At 68.6% G+C, this 18,377-nt stretch carries 18 protein-coding genes; 15 read left to right on the forward strand and 3 right to left on the reverse strand.

Annotated features, from left to right (window positions below):
• Positions 1–57: 57 nt before the first annotated feature.
• Complete coding sequence (locus tag PSQ40_RS03520; RefSeq protein ID WP_273948884.1) at positions 58–1,059, reverse strand: LysR substrate-binding domain-containing protein; 1,002 nt, start codon at positions 1,057–1,059, stop codon at positions 58–60.
• A 151-nt stretch (positions 1,060–1,210) separates the two neighbouring features.
• Between PSQ40_RS03520 and PSQ40_RS03525 the strand changes: the two genes are divergently transcribed.
• From PSQ40_RS03525 to PSQ40_RS03555, 7 genes are all read left to right on the forward strand, one after another.
• On the forward strand, positions 1,211–2,242 hold the full coding sequence (locus tag PSQ40_RS03525) for a TRAP transporter substrate-binding protein (RefSeq protein WP_273948885.1): 1,032 nt from the start codon (positions 1,211–1,213) through the stop codon (positions 2,240–2,242).
• Between the two features lie 113 nt (positions 2,243–2,355).
• On the forward strand, positions 2,356–4,137 hold the full coding sequence (locus tag PSQ40_RS03530; RefSeq protein WP_273948887.1) for an IlvD/Edd family dehydratase: 1,782 nt from the start codon (positions 2,356–2,358) through the stop codon (positions 4,135–4,137).
• Positions 4,138–4,158: 21 nt separating this feature from the next.
• On the forward strand, positions 4,159–5,385 hold the full coding sequence (locus PSQ40_RS03535; RefSeq protein WP_273948889.1) for a fumarylacetoacetate hydrolase family protein: 1,227 nt from the start codon (positions 4,159–4,161) through the stop codon (positions 5,383–5,385).
• Between the two features lie 124 nt (positions 5,386–5,509).
• Positions 5,510–6,115 carry a TRAP transporter small permease gene (locus PSQ40_RS03540; RefSeq protein WP_273948890.1) on the forward strand — a complete coding sequence of 202 codons (606 nt, stop codon included), beginning with the start codon at positions 5,510–5,512 and terminating at the stop codon, positions 6,113–6,115.
• Positions 6,116–6,184: 69 nt separating this feature from the next.
• Positions 6,185–7,462: a TRAP transporter large permease gene (locus PSQ40_RS03545; RefSeq protein WP_273948891.1), complete on the forward strand. Its 1,278-nt coding sequence runs from the start codon at positions 6,185–6,187 to the stop codon at positions 7,460–7,462.
• A gap of 137 nt (positions 7,463–7,599) precedes the next feature.
• Positions 7,600–8,355: an SDR family oxidoreductase gene (locus PSQ40_RS03550; RefSeq protein WP_273948893.1), complete on the forward strand. Its 756-nt coding sequence runs from the start codon at positions 7,600–7,602 to the stop codon at positions 8,353–8,355.
• Positions 8,356–8,376: 21 nt separating this feature from the next.
• Entirely contained in the window at positions 8,377–9,240 is an 864-nt protein-coding gene (locus PSQ40_RS03555) for a fumarylacetoacetate hydrolase family protein (RefSeq protein ID WP_273948894.1), read from the forward strand.
• Between the two features lie 52 nt (positions 9,241–9,292).
• Here the strand turns inward: PSQ40_RS03555 and PSQ40_RS03560 are convergent, their stop codons facing one another.
• On the reverse strand, positions 9,293–9,691 hold the full coding sequence (locus PSQ40_RS03560; protein WP_273948895.1) for a c-type cytochrome: 399 nt from the start codon (positions 9,689–9,691) through the stop codon (positions 9,293–9,295).
• Positions 9,692–9,823: 132 nt separating this feature from the next.
• Here PSQ40_RS03560 and PSQ40_RS03565 point away from each other — a divergent pair, with 132 nt between their 5' ends.
• The 7 genes from PSQ40_RS03565 to PSQ40_RS03595 all read left to right on the forward strand — a co-directional run bounded on the left by PSQ40_RS03565 (position 9,824) and on the right by PSQ40_RS03595 (position 15,936).
• A complete protein-coding gene (locus PSQ40_RS03565) occupies positions 9,824–10,369 on the forward strand; it encodes a cysteine hydrolase family protein (protein WP_337961816.1) in 546 nt (181 codons plus the stop codon).
• 313 nt (positions 10,370–10,682) lie between these two features.
• Positions 10,683–11,672, forward strand: coding sequence for a Bug family tripartite tricarboxylate transporter substrate binding protein (locus PSQ40_RS03570; RefSeq protein WP_273948897.1), 990 nt, complete (start codon positions 10,683–10,685; stop codon positions 11,670–11,672).
• 51 nt (positions 11,673–11,723) lie between these two features.
• A complete protein-coding gene (locus PSQ40_RS03575) occupies positions 11,724–12,932 on the forward strand; it encodes a lipid-transfer protein (RefSeq protein ID WP_273948898.1) in 1,209 nt (402 codons plus the stop codon).
• 16 nt (positions 12,933–12,948) lie between these two features.
• The gene (locus PSQ40_RS03580) at positions 12,949–13,434 is read left to right on the forward strand and encodes a MaoC family dehydratase N-terminal domain-containing protein (RefSeq protein WP_273948899.1); all 486 of its coding nucleotides are present in this window, start codon (positions 12,949–12,951) and stop codon (positions 13,432–13,434) included.
• 3 nt (positions 13,435–13,437) lie between these two features.
• Positions 13,438–13,863 carry a MaoC family dehydratase gene (locus tag PSQ40_RS03585; RefSeq protein ID WP_273948900.1) on the forward strand — a complete coding sequence of 142 codons (426 nt, stop codon included), beginning with the start codon at positions 13,438–13,440 and terminating at the stop codon, positions 13,861–13,863.
• A 73-nt stretch (positions 13,864–13,936) separates the two neighbouring features.
• The gene (locus tag PSQ40_RS03590) at positions 13,937–14,770 is read left to right on the forward strand and encodes an SDR family NAD(P)-dependent oxidoreductase (RefSeq protein WP_273948901.1); all 834 of its coding nucleotides are present in this window, start codon (positions 13,937–13,939) and stop codon (positions 14,768–14,770) included.
• Between the two features lie 11 nt (positions 14,771–14,781).
• Positions 14,782–15,936: an acyl-CoA dehydrogenase family protein gene (locus PSQ40_RS03595; protein WP_409338544.1), complete on the forward strand. Its 1,155-nt coding sequence runs from the start codon at positions 14,782–14,784 to the stop codon at positions 15,934–15,936.
• Between the two features lie 36 nt (positions 15,937–15,972).
• On the opposite strand, the gene PSQ40_RS03600 is transcribed toward PSQ40_RS03595, so the two are convergent.
• On the reverse strand, positions 15,973–16,386 hold the full coding sequence (locus PSQ40_RS03600) for a DUF2306 domain-containing protein (protein ID WP_273948902.1): 414 nt from the start codon (positions 16,384–16,386) through the stop codon (positions 15,973–15,975).
• Positions 16,387–16,577: 191 nt separating this feature from the next.
• Between PSQ40_RS03600 and PSQ40_RS03605 the strand changes: the two genes are divergently transcribed.
• The gene (locus PSQ40_RS03605; protein ID WP_273948903.1) at positions 16,578–18,362 is read left to right on the forward strand and encodes a long-chain-fatty-acid--CoA ligase; all 1,785 of its coding nucleotides are present in this window, start codon (positions 16,578–16,580) and stop codon (positions 18,360–18,362) included.
• Positions 18,363–18,377: the final 15 nt, after the last annotated feature.

Here is an 18,377-nt window from a genome sequence, read left to right on the forward strand (position 1 = left end):
CAGCGCGCTTGGCTTGGCTTCTAAAGCATAACCCTAGGTTATTGCTGGCCGCTGTCGTCAAGCCAGCCTGTTGACCGTTCCGCCCTCGTCGTTGGGCGGCTCCGGCCGCACGCCAGCCACGCCCCGCAACACCTCAATGAAGGCCTGTGCCGACGGCGTGGGGTTCTCATCGAGGCGGGTGATCACGCCGTAGTCCGGCATGCGGTCGGGCAGCTCCACCGGCACGCGGGCCAGCAGCCCCTTGGCCACGTACTTGTCCACCAGCGCGGTTGGTTGCAGCGACAGCATGTCAGTGATCTGCATCAGCTCCAACGCAAACAAAAAGGACGGTGTTTCCACCACGCCCGAGGTGGGCGCCAGGCCGGTGCTGCCAAAGATGTCGTCCGACACTTTGCGCACCGCGGTCGAGGTGGGGTAGAGGATCCAGGGCCAGCGGGCCAGCTCGGTCAGTTGCAGGTCGCTGGCGCCACGCAAAGGGTGGTTCAGCCCGGCGACCACCTGCAGCTGTTCATTGGACAGGCGCTCGTACTGGAACTGCGCGCGGTGTTCTTCCTGGGTGAAGCGCCCGATCATCAGGTCGATCTTGCGCTCGGCCAGCCAGACGATCAGCTGGTCGCTGCTCTGCTCAAGGATCTTGACCACCAGCAGGGGCCGCAGGCGTTGGATTTCGGCCACCGACGCGGTCAGCAAATGCGCCGCCGATCCAGTGATGGCGCCCACACTCAGGTGGCCGTGGCCGCCTTGTTTGAGCGCATTGAACTCATCGACAAATTGACGGTGCCCGGCCAAGGCCCCCTGGGCGTAGCGCAGCGTGAACAGGCCCAGTTCGTTGGGCCGCATGCCACGGGACAGGCGGTCGAACAGGCGCGACTCCAGGATGTCCTCGATGTCCATCAGGATCTTCGTTGCCGCGGGCTGGGTGATGTGCATCTGCTCGGCCGTGAGGCGCAGGTTGCGCGTCTGGCCCAGGATGTCCAGAAACTGCAGGTGCCGAAAGCGCAGGCGGGCCACGGCCTGGGCAATGGACAAGGGTTTACCCGTTGAAAGTTCTGAACTCATAAGTAACTGGAATGGATCGTAGCAAAAATTTCAGTGGACCCCGGGGGCGCTGCTGCCTACCCTCATGGCTGCGTCGAGAGGACCGCTGAACGGTCCCGCGTGTGGCCGGTGGGCTGATCCATCGCAAGCCGTTATTCCATTGGAGACAAACATGAAGTTCAAATCCCTTGCCGTGGTTGCCACGGTGCTGGCTGCCCTGGCAGCGCCGGTCTCTGCCCAAATCAAGGAGCATGTGTTCAAGGTCGGCATCGGCCTCAGCGAGGACCATCCCCAGGCCCTGGCCGTGAAGTACTTTGCCGAGCAACTGTCGGCCAAGAGCGGCGGCAAGATGCAGGCGCGCCTGTACGCCAGCGGCGCCCTGGGCAACGACGTCAGCATGACCTCGGCGCTGCGCGGTGGCACGCTCGAGATGACTGTGCCCGACACCTCGACCCTGATGTCCCTGATCAAGCCCTTCGGCGTGCTCAACCTGCCCCTGACCTTCAACAACGAGCAAGAAGCCGACGCGCTGCTCGACGGCCCCTTCGGCCAGAAGTTGCTCGCCAAGCTGCCCGAGAAGGGCCTGGTCGGTCTGGGTTACTGGGAAAACGGTTTCCGCCATGTCACCAACTCGCGCCGTCCGATCAACAAGGCCGACGACCTGGTGGGTCTGAAGCTGCGCGTGATCCAAAGCCCGCTGTTCCTTGACACCTTCAACGCCCTGGGCACCAACGCCACCCCGATGCCGTTCACCGAGCTGTACTCGGCGATGGAACAAGCCGCGGTGGACGGCCAGGAGAATCCGCCGGCCACCATCCTGGCCAGCAAGTTCTACGAAGTGCAGAAGCACCTGGTGCTGTCGCGCCACATGTACAGCGCCTGGGCCGTGCTGATGTCCAAGAAGACCTGGGACGGCCTGTCGCCCCAAGAGCAAAAGATCGTGCAGGAAGCGGCCCGCGAAGCCACCCTGTACGAGCGCAAGACCATCCGCGCCTTTGGCGACAAGGCCCTGGCCGAACTCAAGAAGGTCGGCATGCAGGTCACCGAACTGCCGCCCGCCGAGCAGGCCAAGCTGCGCACCAAGCTGCAGCCGGTGCTGGCCAAGTACGCCAAGGAGTTCGGCGAAGACACCACCGGTGAGCTGATGAGCGAGCTGGCCAAGGTGCGCGGCAGCGCCCCGGCCGCCCCAGCCGCCGCCAAGTAAGCCCGCCACCCAGCCCCTGCGGGGGCTGATTTTTTCATGGGCCGGGTCGTGGGGCGTGTGCCTCGGGATCCGGCTTTTTTGTCCCCCTTTTTAGCCACTCTGCCTCGACCACCATGGACAAGAAACCCAGCCGCCCCTTCCGTTCCCGCGACTGGTTCGCCGACCCCGAGCGCTCGGACATGACCGCGCTCTACCTCGAGCGTTTCATGAACTACGGGCTCACCCCTGAAGAACTGCGCTCGGGCCGGCCCATCATCGGCATCGCCCAGACCGGCAGCGACCTGTCGCCGTGCAACCGCATCCACCTCGACCTGGCCCGGCGCGTGCGCGACGGCATCCGTGACGCAGGCGGCATCCCGCTGGAGTTTCCGGTCCACCCCATTTTTGAGAATTGCCGCCGCCCGACCGCGGCGCTGGACCGCAACCTGGCCTACCTGGGCCTGGTCGAGATCCTGTACGGCTACCCGATCGACGCCGTGGTCCTGACCACCGGCTGCGACAAGACCACGCCCGCAGGGGTCATGGCCGCCTCCACGGTGGACATCCCGGCCATCGTGTTGTCGGGCGGCCCGATGCTGGACGGCTGGCACGACGGCCAACTGGTGGGCTCGGGCACGGTGATCTGGCGCAGCCGCCGCCAGTTGGCCGCGGGCGAGATCGACGAAGAAGAATTCCTGCAGCGCGCCTGCAGCAGCGCGCCCTCGGCGGGCCACTGCAACACCATGGGCACAGCGTCCACCATGAACGCCGTGGCCGAGGCCCTGGGGCTGTCGCTGCCAGGCTGCGCCGCCATCCCGGCGCCGTACCGCGAGCGCGGTCAGATGGCCTATGAAACCGGGCGCCGCATTGTCGAGATGGCCTATGAGGACCTGCGCCCCTCGCGCATCCTCACGCGGGAGAGTTTCCTCAACGCACTGTCCGTGATCAGCTGCGCGGGCGGCTCCAGCAACGCCCAGGTGCACCTCATGGCGATGGCGCGCCACGCTGGCGTCGAGCTGCACCCGCAGGACTGGACCGACCACGCCTACCGCCTGCCGCTGCTGCTCAACATGCAGCCGGCGGGCCAGTTCCTGGGCGAGCGATTCTTCCGCGCCGGCGGCGTGCCCGCCCTGATGTGGGAGCTGCTGCAAGCAGGCCGCCTGCACGGCGACTGCCTCAGCGTCACCGGCCAGTCCATCGCCCACAACCTGCAGGGCCGCGAGACCCGCGACCGCGAGGTCATCAAGCCGTTCGACCAGCCGCTGATGGAGAACGCGGGCTTCCTGGTGCTGCGCGGCAACCTGTTTGACTTCGGCATCCTCAAGACCTCGGTGATCTCGCAGCGCTTCCGCGAGCGCTACCTGCAGCGCCCGGGCCAGGAAGGCATTTTCGAGGGCCGCGCCGTGGTGTTCGAGGGCGCTGACGACTACCACGCCCGCATCAACGACCCGAGCCTGAACATCGACGAGGACTGCATCCTGGTGATGCGCGGTGCCGGCCCGATCGGCTGGCCCGGCTCGGCCGAGGTGGTCAACATGCAACCGCCCGATGCCCTGATCCAGCGCGGCATCACCACCTTGCCCACGCTCGGCGACGGGCGCCAGTCGGGCACCGCCGACAGCCCCTCGATCCTCAACGTGTCGCCCGAAAGCGCGGTTGGCGGTGGCCTGAGCTGGCTGCAAAGCGGCGACCTGATCCGCATCGACCTGTCGGCCGGGCGCTGCGACGCGCTGGTTGCGCCGGAAGAGATCGAGCGCCGCCGCCGCGAACTGCCCGCCCCGCCGATCCCGGCCAGCCACTCGCCCTGGGAGGCGCTGTACCGCGAAAAGACCGGCCAACTCGTCGACGGCGCCACCCTGGACTTTGCGCTCCAGTTCCGCCGCATCGCCGACGTCACGCCCCGCCACAACCACTGAGCCCCTGGCCCGAGAAACCCGATGACTGCTTCCACTGACACTTCCACCCCGCTGGCCCTGAGCCCCGCCTCCTTGCTGCCCCGCGACGGCCTCACCGGCACCCTGGTGGGGCGGGTCTGGCAACCCGCCGCCGCCAGCGCCGTGGCCGGTCCTTGCGTGGTGACGCTGCGCCCCGAGGGCGTGTTTGACCTGAGCGCACAGTTCCCGACCATGAGCACCTTGCTCGACCAGGCTGACCCGGCTCAGGCCGCGCGCCAGACCCCGGGCCTGCGCCTGTGCAGCGTCGATGAGCTGCTGGCCAACAGCCTGCCCGGACAGCGCGACGAGCGCCGACCCAGCCTGCTGGCCCCGTGTGACCTGCAGGTGGTCAAGGCCGCGGGCGTGACCTTCGCGGCCAGCCTGATCGAGCGCGTCATCGAGGAGCAGGCCCGCGGCGACGCGAGCCGTGCCCAAGGCCTACGCAGCCAGGTGGTGGGGCTGATCGGCGAGAGCCTGGCCGACATCCGCCCGGGCTCCGAGCAAGCGCAGGCGCTCAAGGCCTTGTTGCAGGAGAAAGGCCTGTGGTCGCAGTACCTCGAAGTCGGCATCGGCCCCGACGCCGAGGTCTTCACCAAGGCGCCCGTGCTGGCCTCGGTGGGCTCGGGCGAGGACATCGGCATCCGCGCCGACTCGGCCTGGAACAACCCCGAGCCCGAGGTGGTGCTGGCGGTCAACAGCCGAGGTGACATCGTCGGGGCCAGCCTGGGCAACGACGTCAACCTGCGCGACATCGAAGGCCGCAGCGCGCTGCTGCTCGGCAAGGCCAAGGACAACAATGCGTCCTGCGCCATCGGCCCCTTCATCCGCCTGTTCGACGCCAGTTACGGCCTCGACCAGGTGCGCAACGAAACCGTGCACCTGCGTGTGGCCGGGGGGCCCGACGGCTTTGAGCTGCGCGGCGTCAACACCATGGCCAGCATCAGCCGCGACCCCAGCGACCTGGTGGCCCAGACGCTGGCGGCGCACCAGTACCCGGACGGCTTCATGCTGTTCCTGGGCACCCTGTTTGCCCCCATCGAAGACCGCGACCAGCCCGGTGGTGGCTTCACCCACCAGCTGGGCGATGTGGTGACCATCCAGAGCGAGTGGCTGGGGGCGCTGCACAACCGCGTCACGCACAGTGAGACCGCGGCCCCGTGGCGTTTTGGCCTGCGCGCCTTCATCAGCAACCTGGCCCAGCGCGGCCTGCTACACGACCGCACGCTCTGAGCGGGGCCCATCCTTGGCCGGTGCCGCGGGGGCTGGTCAGGGCGGTTGGGGCGGTTCTTCGGAGCCGCCGCCTGAGACCCCCGCACCACAGGGAGGCGAACGACCTCCCACAGGAGACAAGTCCATGCTCAACAAACTGATCGAGCGCTACTGCCAGTTCCTCAACGTCACCATCGCGGCCGCCATGGCCGTGATGGTGGTGCTGGTCTTCGGCAACGTCGTCATGCGCTACGGCTTCAATTCCGGCATCGCCATCAGCGAAGAAATCTCCCGCTGGCTGTTTGTCTGGATCACCTTCCTCGGCGCCATCGTCGCCATCAAGGAAAACGCCCACCTGGGCACCGACATGCTGGTCTCGCGCCTGCCCGTGCTCGGCAAGAAGGTCTGCCTCGTGCTCGGCCATCTGCTCATGCTGTTCATCACCTGGCTGTTCTTTGACGGCAGCCTGCAGCAGGCCAAGATCAACTGGGACGTCGAAGCCCCCGTCTCCGGCCTGTCGGTGGCCATCTTCTACGCCTCCGGCGTCTTCTTCTCGGTCTGCGCCGCCTTGCTGCTGCTGTTGCAGATGGTGCGCGCCCTGAGCGGTCAGCTCAGCGAGGCCGAACTCGTCATGGTCAAGGAGTCCGAGGAACAAGCCGAACTCGAAGCCCTGCAGGCCGAGCTGGCGCGCGAGAACGCCCACAGCCACTCCCCGCTGGGCGACAAGCCGCTGCCCCACGCGGGCAAGTGAGCCCACGGCCTGAGCCCACCCACCCTCACCACCACAACAACAACTCTAAAAACAACGGAGCGCACTCCCATGACGGTTCTGATTTTTTTGGGCAGCCTGATCGGCGCCATGATGCTGGGCATCCCCATTGCCTACGCCCTGCTGGCCAGCGGCGTGGCCCTGATGTGGCACCTGGACCTGTTTGACGCGCAAATCCTGGCGCAGAACTTCATCAACGGCGCCGACAGCTTTCCGCTGCTGGCCGTGCCCTTCTTCATGCTCGCCGGCGAGATCATGAACGTGGGCGGCCTGTCCCAGCGCATCGTCAACTTCGCGCTGGCCCTGGTCGGCCACGTCAAGGGCGGGCTGGGCTATGTGGTGATCCTGGCGGCCTGCCTGCTGTCGGCCCTGTCGGGCTCGGCGGTGGCCGACGCGGCCGCGCTCACCGCGCTGCTGCTGCCCATGATGGTCAAGGCCGGGCACAAGAAGGAAGTCTCGGGCGGCCTGATCGCGGCCTCGGGCGTGATCGGCCCGATCATCCCGCCGAGCATCGGCTTTGTGATCTTTGGCGTCACCGCCAACGTGTCGATCAGCAAGCTGTTCATCGCGGGCATCTTCCCCGGCATCATGATCGCCGTGGGCCTGGCGCTGACCTGGTGGTGGGTGGGCCGCAAGGAGCAGCTGGTGCTGCCCGAGAAGAAGACCCGCGCCGAGGTCTGGAAGGCCGCGCGCGAGTCGGTGTGGGCGCTGCTGCTGCCGGTGTTCATCCTGGTGGGCCTGCGCATGGGCGTGTTCACGCCCACCGAGGCGGCGGTGGTGGCCGCGGTGTACTCGCTGTTTGTGGCCAGCGTGATCTACCGCGAGCTGCCGCTGAAGGCGCTGTACCCGATCTTTGCGACCGCGGCCAAGACGACGGCGGTGGTGATGTTCCTGGTGGCGGCGGCGATGGTGTCGTCGTGGCTGATCACGGTGGCCAACCTGCCCGCGCAGATGGTGCAGTTGCTCAAGCCCTTCATGGACAACCAGACGCTGCTGCTGATCGCGATCATGGTGCTGGTGATGCTAGTGGGCACGGCGATGGACATGACGCCGACGATCCTGATCATGACGCCGGTGCTGATGCCGGTGATCAAGGCCGCGGGCATTGACCCGGTGTACTTCGGGGTGCTGTTCATCATCAACAACTCGATCGGGCTGATCACGCCGCCGGTGGGCACGGTGCTCAACGTGGTGGCGGGGGTGGGGCGCATGAAGATGGACGAGGTCACGCGCGGCGTGCTGCCCTTCATGGCCGCGCAGTTCATCGTGATGTTCATCATGGTGCTGTTCCCGCAGACCGTGCTGGCGCCGCTGCGCTGGTTCTACTGACGCCCACCCAAGCCCCCCAAAGCCTTTTGGACAGACCGGCCCGCTGAGCCCTCAGCGCGGTCGCGGGGCCACTGTGTCCCGCGGTGTCTCCCGAGCCGGTTTCAACCCCTTTCTTCCATCCTCCCGAGACCTCCCCCATGACCCAACGACTGGTCGGCAAGACCGCTTTCATCACCGCCGCCGGGCAAGGCATTGGCCGCGCCACCGCCCAGGCCTTTGTGGCCCAGGGCGCGCGTGTCATCGCCACCGACATCAACGCCGAAGCCCTGGCCTCGCTGGCCCGGGAGACGGGGTGCAGCACCCACCGCCTGGATGTCACCGACGCCCAGGCCGTGCGCGATCTGGCGGCCCAGGTGGGCCCGGTCAACGTGCTGTTCAATGGCGCGGGCTTTGTGCACGCGGGCACGGTGCTGGACTGCACCGAGGAGGAATGGAGCTTCGCGTTCGAGCTCAATGTGCGCTCGCAATTCCGCACCATCCAGGCCTTCCTGCCGGGCATGTTGGCCCTGGGCGGCGGCTCCATCATCAACGTCGCCTCGGTGGCGGGCAGCCTCAAGGGCGCGCCGAACCGCTTTGTCTATGGCACCACCAAGGCCGCGGTGATCGGCCTGACCAAGGCGGTGGCGGCGGACTTTGTCAGCCGCGGCGTGCGTTGCAACGCCATCTGCCCGGGCACCGTCATGTCGCCCTCGCTGCAAGAGCGCATCGTGGCCCAGGCCCAGCGCACCGGCCAGAGCCTGGCCGAGGTCGAGGCCGGCTTTGTGGAGCGCCAGCCCATGGGCCGCCTGGGCCGCACCGAAGAAATCGCCGCGCTGGCGGTCTACCTGGCCAGCGACGAATCCGCTTTCACCACCGGCACCGCCCAAGTCATTGACGGCGGCTGGTCCAACTGAGAAACCCAGGCGCTTGAACCCATGAAACTGCTTCGCCACGGCCCCAAGGGCCAAGAGAAACCCGCGCTGCTGCACAGCGACGGCACCCTGCGTGACCTCAGCGGCGTGATCGCCGACATCGGCCCCGCCACCCTGTCGCCAGCCGGCCTGGCCGCGCTGCAAGCGCTGGACATCGGCGCCTTGCCCATCGTCGAGCCGGGCCGCCTGGCCGTCCCCTGGACCGGCATGCGCAAGTTCATCGCCATCGGCCTGAACTACGCCGACCACGCGGCCGAGGCCAACATGCCGATCCCTCAAGAGCCCATCGTCTTCACCAAGACCGTCGACTCGGCCGTGGGCTGCCACCACCCGGTGGTGCTGCCCCAAGGCTCGGTCAAGAGCGACTGGGAGGTGGAGCTGGGTGTGGTGATCGGCAGCCGCGCGCGCTACGTCAGCGAGGCCGATGCCCTGCAGCATGTGGCAGGCTACTGCACCGTCAACGACGTGTCCGAGCGCGAATACCAACTGGAGCGCGGTGGCACCTGGGACAAGGGCAAGGGCTGCGACACCTTTGGTCCCATCGGCCCCTGGCTGGTCAGCGCCGACGAGGTGGGCGACCCGCAAAACCTGGCCATGTGGCTGGACGTCAATGGCGAGCGCCAGCAAACCGGCAACACCCGCACAATGATCTTCAGCGTGGCCCAGCTGGTCAGCTACCTGAGCCGCTTCATGACGCTGGAGCCGGGCGACCTGATCACCACCGGCACCCCGCCGGGCGTGGGCATGGGCAAGAAGCCGCAGCCGCAGTTCCTGAAGCCGGGCGACGTCATGACCCTGGGCATTGAAAAGCTGGGTGACCAGCAACAAACCGTGCACGCCTGGGACCCGGCGTTGATTGACGGCTGAAGCCGCACCGGCGGTGGCGGCCTTCAGGGGCCGGGTGGGCGGGCCCCCGGCCTCAGCGCGGTGGCGCGGGCTGGGTCAGGATCCATTCGGCCAGCAACAGCGCTTCGCTTTCGCTCACGCGCACCTGGGGCGGCATCACCAGCCGCCCCCAGCGGCCCACACTGCCTTCCCGGATGTGGCTGGCCAGGCGCGCCGCAGCGCCCGGATCGCCCTGGTAGCGTTCGGCGACCTGGGCAAAGCCGGGGCCGACCTGGCGGCCCACCAGCCCGTGGCACGACAGGCAGCCGCGCGCCTTGAGCAGGGCCAGGCCGGTCTGCTGCGCCGGCGGGGCCGCGGCTTCGGGGCCTGGTGCCCGCCACCACCACCAACCGCCCAGCGCCAGCAGGGCCGCCACGCAGCCCCCCAGCAGCGGCCACAACCAGGGACGACGACGGGCAGGGGGGGTGTTCAAACCTGGGTTCACAATGGGGCTCCTGCCCGCATTGTGCCGCGCTGCGCGCCGGCGTGCTGACGGCCTTCACCCGGCCCCTTGGCCCTTCAACCGGTCGGCTTTGGCTGGCCCCCTCTTGCCTCAGGTTTGCCCATGACCCCTCTGTCCACCGCTGTGCTTGTCATCGATGTCCAACAAGGCCTTTGCGAAGGCGAGGGCGCCGCCCACGGGGTGCCGCAGTTGATCGACCACCTCAACACCGTCACGGCGCGCGCGCGGGCCGCGGGCGTGCCGGTGCTGTTCATCCAGCACGAATCGGGGCCGGGCTACCTGGCGCACGGCACGCCGGCCTGGCAACTGGCCGAGGGCTTGCACCACACGCCGGGCGACCTCCGGGTGCGCAAGACCACACCGGATTCATTCCTGCGCACCGACCTGGGCAAGCGCCTGCAGGCCCTGGGCGTGCGCGACCTGGTGATCTGCGGCATGCACAGCGAATTCTGTGTCGACACCACCACGCGGCGCGCCCTGGCCCTGGGCTACCCGGTGCGCCTGGTGGCCGACGCGCACAGTTCAGCGGGCAACGCGGCGCTGAGCCCGGCGCAGGTGATTGCCCACCACAACGCCACGCTGTCCAACATCAGCAGTTTTGGCCCGCGCGTGACCCTGGTGAACACCGCCGAGCTGCAGTTCGGCTGAGCCTCGACCGGCCCCGGCACGCGGGGCGGCGTGTCACATTCTGCCAATCTGTTTGGCGCTTGCCGCCACCCGGGCTGCCGCATGGCGCCCGCCAGCCCTCGGGAAAACCCGCAAAACCCTGTTGAATCAACGGACTGCCTCGGTGCTTGAGGCCGGTCTCTCCAAGGCGATGTGCGGTCGATTTGGGGTGGTTTGATCTTTTCTGCCAATCATTTTGGGCCAATGCGCGATTGGCCTGAGGCGCGGCGCTGCGCACACTGAGGTCTGAGTCAGCCACCGAGCTGGACCCACTCACCCCTCGGAGACACACGCCATGACACTTTCTCGCCGCACCGCCTGGCAGGCCGCCCTGGCCCTGGGCCTGGGGGCCAGCGCGCCCGCTCTGTGGGCCCAAACAGGTCCGGCCCAGTACCCCCACAAGCCGATCCGGCTGGTGGTGCCGTACCCGGCCGGCGGTGGCACCGATACCCTGGCGCGCATCCTGGCCACCCAGCTGGGCCAGGCCTGGGGGGTGTCGGTGGTGGTGGACAACAAGCCCGGTGCCAGCGGCATCCTGGGCAACGACCTGGTGGCCAAGGCCCCGGCCGACGGCTACACCGTGCTGGTGGCGATCACCGCCTTGATCCAGGCCCCGGCGCTGTACGCCAAAGTGCCCTACGACCCGCTGCGCGACTTCAGCCCGGTGTCGCAGCTGGCCACCTCGTCGGACCTGTTCGTGGTGCCCGCCAGTTCGCCGGCCAAGACCCTGGCCGAGTTCATCGCGCTGGCCAAGGCCCGGCCGGGCAAGCTCAACTACGGCACCTATGGCAACGGCACCTCGTCCCACCTGCATGGCGAGCTGTTCAAGATGGCTGCCGGCATTGACCTGATCTCGGTGCCCTACAAGGGGGCCGGCCCCGAGGTCAATGACCTGTTGGGCGGGCAGCTGGATTCGGCCTTTGTCGACGCCACCTCGATCAACCCCCACCTGCGCTCGGACCGCCTCCGCGTGCTGGGCCTCACCGGCACCCAGCGCCACCCCGCGCTGCCCGACGTGCCCACCCTGGGCGAACAGGGCCTCAAGGGCTTCGAGGCCAATGGCTGGTTTGGGGTGTTCCTGCCCGCGGGCACGCCGCGCCCCATCGTCGACAAGCTCTCGACCGAGGTGCAGCGCATCGTCGCCGGCGCCGAACTCAACAGCCGCCTCAAGGCCATGGGCCTGACCCCCGTCGGCGGCAGCCCCGAGCAGCTGCAGGCCGTGCTCAGCAACGACCAGCCGCGCTGGGAAAAGATCGTGCGCGACGCGCGCATCAGCCTCGAATAAACCGCTTTCAGTCCTTCAGTTCAACGGCCAGCCAAGGCCCAGGAGAAACGCATGAGTGCCACCTCGAAGCGCGCCGTCCACGTCGTGGGCGTGGGCATGATCCCCTTCACCAAGCCCGGGGCCAGCGAGCCCTACACCCAGATGGGTGCGCGCGCCGCGCAGCTGGCGCTGCAAGACGCCGGCCTCGCCTACGACCGGGTGCAACAGGCCTATGTGGGCTATGTGTACGGCGACTCCACCGCGGGCCAGGCGGCGATCTACGGCGTGGGCCTGACAGGCATCCCGGTGTTCAACGTCAACAACAACTGCTCCACGGGCTCGAGTGCGCTGTTCCTGGCGCGCCAGGCGGTGGAGAGCGGCATGGTCGACTGCGCCATCGCGCTGGGGTTTGAGCAGATGCAACCCGGCGCCCTCAAAGGCGCCTGGGACGACCGCCCCTCACCGATGGCCCGCTTTGCCGAGGTCATGAGCGCCCACCAGGGCTACGACCCGCAGGCCCCGCGCGCGGCCCAGTTCTTTGGCGGCGCGGCGCGCGACCACATGCGCCAGTACGGCACCCGCGCCGACACCTTTGGCCGCATCTCGGTCAAGGCGCGCCAGCATGCAGCGCGCAACCCGCTGGCGGTGTTCCGCCAGACCCTGACGCTCGACGAGATCATGGCCTCGGCGAGCGTGTTCGACCCGCTGACCCGTTTCCAGTGCTGCCCGCCCACCTGCGGCGCGGCCGCCGCGGTGGTCTGTTCGGCCGACTTTGCGCGCCGCCACGGCCTGAACCAGCAGGTGGTGATCGCCGCCCAGGCCATGACCACCGACCGCCCCAGCACCTTCGAGAGCGACGACATGCGCCGCGTCGTGGGTTACGACATGAGCGTGAGCGCCGCGCGTCAGGTGTATGAGGCGGCCGGCATTGGCCCCGAAGACCTCGACGTGGTGGAGCTGCACGACTGCTTCACCGCCAATGAGCTGATCACCTACGAGGCCCTGGGCCTGTGTGCCGAGGGCGGGGCCGAGCAGTTCATCCTGGACGGCGACAACACCTATGGCGGGCGCATCGTCACCAACCCCTCGGGGGGCCTGCTGTCCAAGGGCCACCCGCTGGGCGCCACCGGCCTGGCCCAATGCTACGAGCTGACCCAGCAGCTGCGCGGCCAGGCCGAGCAGCGCCAGGTCGAAGGCGCGCGCGTCGCCTTGCAACACAACCTGGGCCTGGGCGGCGCCTGCGTGGTCACGCTGTACCAGGCCACCGGCGCCACGGCTTGAGCGGAGGCTGCACACCATGATCGACACCCGCTACATCGGCCACCGCTTCGCCCCCTACAGCGTGCCGGTCGAGGCCGGCCGCCTGCGCTTCTTTGCCAAAGCCACCGGCCAGACCGACCCGGTCTACAGCGACCCCGCCGCGGCGCGCGCGGCCGGTCACCCCGACCTGCCGGTGCCCCCCACCTTTTTGTTCTGCCTCGAGATGGAGGCCCCCAACCCCGCGGCCGTGCGCGAGCTGCTGGGCCTCGACTACAAGGGCCTGCTGCATGGCGAACAGGGCTTTGTCTACCACCGCCTGGCCCATGCGGGCGACACGCTGACCTTCGAGCAGCGCATCGAAGACATCTACGCCAAGAAGGGCGGGGCGCTCGAGTTTGTCGTGCGCCTGACCCGCGTCAGCAACCAGCACGGCGACCTGGTGGCGGAGCTGCGCTGCGTCACCGTCATGCGCCACGCCAGCCCGGTCAGCGCCCCCGCCGTTTCAACCCCTGCCAAGGCCTGAGTCATGAGCGCCACTTTGCCGAACTACGACACCGTTGCCGTGGGCGACGCCTTGCCCTCATTCGAGACCCCGGCCCTGAGCCGCCTGACCCTGGCGCTGTACTGCGGCGCCTCGGGCGACCACAACCCCATCCATGTGGACAGCGACTTCGCGCGCGCCGCCGGCCAGCCCGACGTGTTTGCCCACGGCATGTTGTCCATGGCCTGGCTGGGTCGCCTGCTGACGAACTGGGCGCCGCCAAGCGCGCTGCGCGAGTTCAGCGTGCGCTTCGCCGCCATCACCCAGGTGGCCGAGCGCATCACCTGCGCGGGCCAGGTGACCGAGAAGTTTGAACGCCAGGGCGAGCGTTGCGTGCGCGTGGCCCTGACCACCACCAACGCCGAGGGCGTGGTCAAGTTGGCCGGCGAGGCCGTCATCGCGCTGGCCTGAGGCCCGCCGAGCCACGCCCGCGGCGCCCCCGGGCCCCGATTCATCCGATTTCAAAGCAACAGGACTTCACCTCATGAGCAACCCTCCCAAACTCGACGGCAAAGTGGCCCTGGTGTCCGGCTCCGGCCGGGGCATCGGCCGCGAGATCGCGCTCAAGCTCGCCAGCGAAGGCGCCCGCGTGGTCATCAACGACCTGGACGAGGCGCCCGCGCTGGCCACCGTGGCCGAGATCGAGGCCGCCGGGGGCCGCGCCGTGGCCTGCGTGGGCAGCGTCACCGACAGCGGCTTTGCCGAGCGCTTTGTGCAGACCGGCATCGACACCTTTGGCGGCCTGGACATCATCGTCAACAACGCGGGCTACACCTGGGACAACGTGGTGCAGAAGATGAGCGACGAGCAATGGGACGCCATGCTCGCGGTGCACCTGACGGCCCCGTTCCGCATCCTGCGCGCGGCCTCGGCCTTCATCCGCGAGGCCGCACGGCAAGAGGCCGAGGCGGACCGCGTGGTGTTCCGCAAGGTGGTCAACATCTCGTCCACCTCGGGCGTCTACGGCAACGCGGGCCAGGCCAACTACGCGGCAGCCAAGGCCGGCATCAACGGCCTGACCAAGGCCATGGCCAAGGAGTGGGGGCGCTACAAGGTCAACGTCAACAGCGTGGCCTTTGGCCTGATCAAGACCCGCCTGACCGAGGCCGCGGCCGGTGGCGACGCCAGCATCGACATCGCGGGCCAGCAGATCCGCGTGGGCGTCAACCCGCAGATCCTGAAGAACGCCGAGGCGCTGATCCCGCTGGGCCGCGGCGGCACGCCCGAAGAAGCGGCCGGTGCGGTCTACCTGTTCTGCATCCCCGAGTCCAACTACGTCAGCGGCCAGGTGCTGGTCTGCGGCGGCGGTCGTCCCTGAAGGAGGCTCCCATGGACGACAGCGTGCTGACCTACCCGCGCAGCGTGTTCCGCGAGGACCACGAGGCCTACCGCGACACCGTGCGCCGATTCCTGGCCCGCGAATGCCTGCCCCGGCAGGCCGCCTGGGACGAGGCCGGTCGGGTGGACCGCGAGACCTGGCTCAAGGCCGGCCGCGAAGGCCTGCTGTGCACCGCCATCGACCCCGAACATGGGGGCGCCGGGGGGGACTTTGGTCACTGCGCCGTGCTGGTCGAGGAGGTGGCGCGCTCAGGCATCAGCGGCCCGGGCTTTCACCTGCATTCGGACATCATCGCGCCCTACCTCGAGCGCCTGGGCACCGAGGCGCAGAAGCAGCAGTGGCTGCCGCGCTGCGCCAGCGGCGAGACCATCCTGGCCATCGCCATGAGCGAGCCTGGCGCGGGCAGCGACCTCAAGGCCATCCGCACCACGGCGCGGCGCGAGGGCGATGAGTACGTCATCCAGGGCGCCAAGACCTTCATCAGCAACGGCCTGAACTGCGACCTGGTGGTGCTGGTGGCCAAGACCGCGCCCGAGCTGGGCGCCAAGGGCACCTCCCTGATCCTGGTCGAGGCCGACCGGCCCGGCTTCCGCAAGGGCCGCAAGCTCGACAAGATGGGGCTCAAGGCGGCCGACACGGCCGAGCTGTTCTTTGACGAGGTGCGGGTGCCGGTCAGCAACCGGCTCGGCGAAGAGGGGCAAGGCTTCAGCTACCTGATGACCGAACTGGCCCAGGAGCGCCTGATCATCGCCATCGGCGCGGCCGCCAAGCTGGAGGCCATGCTGGCCGAGACCATCCGCTACACCAAGGAGCGCATGGTGTTTGGCAAGCCGCTGTTCGACTTTCAGAACACCCGCTTCAAGCTCGCCGACATCAAGGCCCGCGCCACGGCGGTGCGCATGATGGTCGACCAGTACCTGGCCGAGCACCTGCGCCGCAAGCTGACGCTGCAGGAGGCCGCCATCGCCAAGCTCTACAGCACCGAAGAGCTGGGCCGCTGCCTCGATGAGCTGCTGCAGCTGTACGGTGGCTACGGCTACATGATGGAGTACCCCATCTGCCGCGCCTATGTGGACTCGCGTGTCAACCGCATCTACGGCGGCACCAGCGAGGTCATGAAAGAGCTGATCGGTCGCTCGCTCTGAGCCGCCGTCGCCCGCCCCACCATGCGCCAGCGCCCCTCACAGCCAGCCCAGCCACTGGCCCCAGACCAGCTGCCCCAGGTAGCGGCCGGGCAGCAGGGTGAACACGCCCGCCCCCACACAGGCCGACCAGTACAGGCGCTGCATGGTCTTGCGGTGGCCTTCGATGTTGCGCCGCGCCAGGTACCAGAAGGCACCAAACAGGCTGAACAAGGTCACCGGCACCAGCAAATGGATGGGCGTGTAGCCCGCCAGGTTGGGCAGCTGGAAGTCGCGGATGAACAGGGCCGAGAAGGCCGTGATCAGCATCAGCGTGACCCAGGCATAGCCCGCGGCGCGGTGCAGCCAGGGGCGCTGCCGGGCGCCTTGCCGTGCCCAAAGCGCCACCGGTCCCAGGACCAGGGCGCCCAGGGCGGCGCTGAGGTGGATGGCGATGGTGGGCGTGAGCTGCATGGTGGTGTCCTCTGGAAGTGTCGCAATGGGGTGGAGTATGGCCAGCCTGCAGCCAGACGGCAGCGCCCATGCGACGAGTTGCGGGCGGCGCGCGCGAAAGCCCCTCACGGCGGCGCGAAATGCAGCCGCTTTTTCACAGTTTGGATCGCCAGCCCGCGCCGCAGCGCCGGCCTGGCGATGGGAGACGCACGATGACGGCGCCATTGCCCCCCCCGGCCCCCGAACCGCACCACCGCTTCTGGCCGCCCGGTGTGCCCCACACCGTGCGCCCCAGCGCGGTGGGCCTGAGCCATTACCTGGCCGTGGCGGCCGAGCGGGACCCCGACAAGCCCGCCATCCACTTCTGTGGCCAAAGCCTGAGCTATGGCGCGCTGCAACAGCGTGTCGAGGCCCTGGCCGCCTGGTTGCAGCGGCGCCTGGGCGTGCAGCCGGGCGACCGCGTCTGGCTGATGAGCCAGAACTGCCCGCAGTACGTGGTGGGCTTCTTCGCGCTGCTGCGCCTGGGCGCCGTGGTGGTGCCGGTCAACCCCATGAGCACCGCCACCGAGCTGGCCTGGCTGCAGCAGGACACCGACGCCCAAGTCGCCTTGCTGGCCCAGGAGCTGCTGCCGCGCGTGCAGGGCCTGCTGGCCTCGGGGGCCCTGCGTGCGGCGGTGGTCCACGCCTACGCCGATGCCATGCACCCGAGCACCGTCGGTGCCGCCGATTCACCATGGCCCGAACCGTTTCACCAGCCGCGTCAGGCCCTCGACCGTGCGGCCTTGCATGGCCTGGAGGACGCGCTGACCGAGGCCTTGAGCGCCGGTTGGCGCCCCGCAAACGACCACCCGGGGCCCGATGCCCTGGCCGTCTTGCCCTACACCTCGGGCACCACGGGCCACCCCAAGGGCTGCATGCACACCCACGGCACGGTGCTGGCGTCCAATCTGGCGTCGCAGATCTGGCGCGGCCTGCACTCGGCGTCGGTGTTCCTCAGTGTGGCGCCGCTGTTCCACATGCTGGGTATGCAAAACGGCATGAACCTGCCGCTGACCCTGGGCGCCACCCTGGTCATGATGCCGCGCTGGCACGCCCCGAGCGCGGCCCGACTGATCGAGCAGCACCGGGTCTCGGTGTGGACCGCTCCGCCCAGCATGGTGATCGACTTCTTCGCCCAAGCCGACGTGCTGCAGCGCGACCTGAGCAGCCTGAGCCTGCTGTCCGGGGGCGGTGCGGCGATGCCCGAGGCGGTGGCCACCCTGCTGGCCGAGCGCTTTGGCCTGCGCTACAACGAGGCCTACGGCCTGTCGGAGACCGCGGCCTTCTTGCACGCCAACCCGCTGCACCGGGGCAAACGCCAGTGCCTGGGCATGCCCACGCCGGGGGTGGTGTCGCGCATCGTGGACCCCGACACCCTGGCTGAGTTGCCCCCCGGCGAGGTCGGCGAGCTGGTCACCAGCGGGCCGCAGCTGATGCTGGGCTACTGGCGCAACCCGGCCGCCACCGAGGCGGCTTTCTTTGAGCGCGACGGCCGGCGCTTCTTCCGCACCGGCGACCTCGCCAGCGTCGACGAGGACGGCTACTACTTCATGCGCGACCGCCTCAAACGCATGATCAATGCGTCGGGCTTCAAGGTCTGGCCGGCCGAGGTCGAAAGCGCCTTGTACGAACACCCCGCCATCCACGAGGCCTGCGTCATCGCGGTCGACGACCCGCGCCGCGGCGAGACCGTCAAGGCCCTGGTGGTGCTCAAGCCCGCGCAGCGTGGCCAGCTCAGCGAGGCGCAGCTGATCGCCTGGGCGCGCGAGCGCATGGCGGTCTACAAGGCGCCGGCCTGGGTCGAGTTTGTCGACCACCTGCCCAAGTCGGGCACCGGCAAGATTTTGTGGCGCGAACTGCAGGAGGCGCACCGCCAGCGCGCCCAGGCCGCCCCGACCGCCCCAGCCACTGACCCGGCCACCGCCCCAGCCGCGGCCCCGACCAGCACATCGGTCTGAGCCACCCCGCAGCCC

This window comes from Curvibacter cyanobacteriorum (genome assembly GCF_028649475.1).
GTDB classification, from domain to species: Bacteria; Pseudomonadota; Gammaproteobacteria; order Burkholderiales; family Burkholderiaceae_C; genus Curvibacter; species Curvibacter cyanobacteriorum.